The following is a 1,928-nucleotide window of genomic DNA, read 5'->3' as shown; positions in this document are numbered from 1 at the left end:
CCGCTACTTTCCGGAGCCTGACCTCCTGCCTGTCGAGCCGTCACTTGAGTTGATCGAGGAGCTGCGTGCGGCGCTGCCAGAGGCGCCGTCGCTGCGCAAAAAGCGACTGCAGGGGGAGTGGGGGTTCACCGACCTTGAGTTCCAGGATGTGGTCAATTCGGGCCTACTGGTCGAGATCGACGAGACGGTGGCGGCCGGCGCTGCCCCCGCCCAGGCCCGCAAATGGTGGACGGGCGAGATCGCGCGACTGGCTAACCTTTCGTCCGTGGATGCCTCATCGCTCATCACCCCGACCGATGTTGCTGCTCTGGTCGCCCTTGTCGAGTCCGGTGAGCTTACCGATCGGCTTGCCCGCCAGGTGCTCGAAGGAGTCATTGCGGGGGAGGGTTCGCCCGCTGGGGTCGTGGAGTCTCGCGGTCTGAAGGTGGTGTCAGACGACGGCGCTCTCATCGCGGCGATTGACGAGGCGCTTGCGGCGCAACCAGACGTGCTCGAGAAGATTCGCGAGGGGAAAGTGCAGGCCGCTGGCGCCGTCATCGGTGCCGTGATGAAGGCAATGAAAGGCACGGCGGCCGCTGCCCGCGTGCGCGAGTTGGTCCTGGAGCGGGCGCAGCAGTAGTAGCAGCGAAGCGCGGCCCGAGCTGGGCGACATACCGCAGCATGTCCGACCACCGGGGCCTGGCGGCGTCGCGCTCGGTCAGACCAGGGCATGATCGCAATCCGGGGAACGGATGACCCCTGCGCTGCGGTCGACGCCCAGGGCGCGGTGGGCCCGAGCCGGTGCCATCAGGTCGCGCAGGGCCGCGCTTTTGGTGGGTAGCGGCCGCGGCGTCTGGGTGGGGTCGATCGCTGTCGGCGGAATGAGTTGGAAGCACTGCCCCTCGGCAGAGGAGTCGCGAACAATTTCCCAGCCGTTGTTGTGAACGAGCATGTGGTGATGTCGGCACAGCAGAATACCGTCGGCCAGGTCGGTTTTCCCGTGATCTCGTTGCCAGTGTTTGATGTGGTGGGCTTCTGTCCAGCTGGGTGGTCGATCACAGAAGGGGAACATACAGCCGCCATCTCTCGCGGCGAGAAGGATGCGCTGCCGAAGGCTGAAGAGTCGCTGTTCTCTGCCGAGATTGAGCGCCTGGCCGGTGTCGTCGAATCCGAGGGGAATGGTGCCTGAGGTGCAGGCGATCCGTTCGACCGTGGCGATCGACACGGGGATGTCGATGCCTTCGATGTGTCCCAGTCCAGCCCGGTTGGTGAGTGCATCTACCGTGACAAGCACGCGCACAGAGGGTTGGCGGGCGCCAATAATTTTGCGACTCTGTGGGCTTTCGGCAGTGGCTCCGATTCGCAACAGCTCGGTGATCGCGTCGTGCACGTACTGGTCGGTGGTGCGTTCGTGCGCCGTGCCGAGTTCGGCGTTGACCTTGTCCGCCCAGGCACGCTCGGCGTCGTCGACGAAACACACGCCGCGTCGCGGGGCGGTGAGCTTGTCGTAGAGGTCGTCCCACCACGCTCCCGATTCGAGGTCGGGATCGACTATGTAACGGCTCAGCCCGTTGGGCCGCCGCACTCGCCTGATCGAGCGCTCGTTGTGGATTTGCTGCTCCCGGTCGGCGACACCTTCGAGGTCTAGTTCGTCGCGCAAGTGCCGTGCCCGGAGGAATAGTTGGTCAACGTCTAGTGAGTCGGCTTCCGCAAGCAGCGTCGCGACGGCGCAGGCAAGCTGCTGCGCGGTGACGGCCAGTGTCGGGCTGCCAAGGCCGGAGCGGATTGCCTGCGCGGCGTCGACCCCTGGAGTGGCGGATTGCACGGCCATCCCCACAGCCCCGAGCCACGGTTCGAGCGATTCGGCCCCACCAATCTCGACATGTTCAACGTCGTCGACGATCACAATAGAGCCGAACAATACGAGCTACGAGGCATCCCGAGCAGTG

At 65.1% G+C, this 1,928-nt stretch carries 1 protein-coding gene and 1 pseudogene; one reads left to right on the top strand and one right to left on the bottom strand.

Features of this window, described 5'->3' with window-relative positions; all coding sequences use genetic code 11:
• Window positions 1-619, top strand: a pseudogene (locus tag RMN95_RS16220) (Asp-tRNA(Asn)/Glu-tRNA(Gln) amidotransferase GatCAB subunit B); the annotation flags it as partial.
• 78 nt (window positions 620-697) lie between these two features.
• Here the strand turns inward: RMN95_RS16220 and RMN95_RS16215 are convergent.
• Window positions 698-1,885 carry a DUF222 domain-containing protein gene (locus tag RMN95_RS16215; protein ID WP_309617942.1) on the bottom strand — a complete coding sequence of 396 codons (1,188 nt, stop codon included), beginning with the start codon at window positions 1,883-1,885 and terminating at the stop codon, window positions 698-700.
• Window positions 1,886-1,928 lie beyond the last annotated feature (43 nt).

Origin of the sequence: Salinibacterium sp. (genome assembly GCF_031364185.1) — a bacterium.
GTDB lineage: Bacteria > Actinomycetota > Actinomycetes > Actinomycetales > Microbacteriaceae > Rhodoglobus.
The sequence above is the reverse complement of the archived record's forward strand: the minus strand, read 5'-3'. Positions and strand labels throughout refer to the sequence as shown.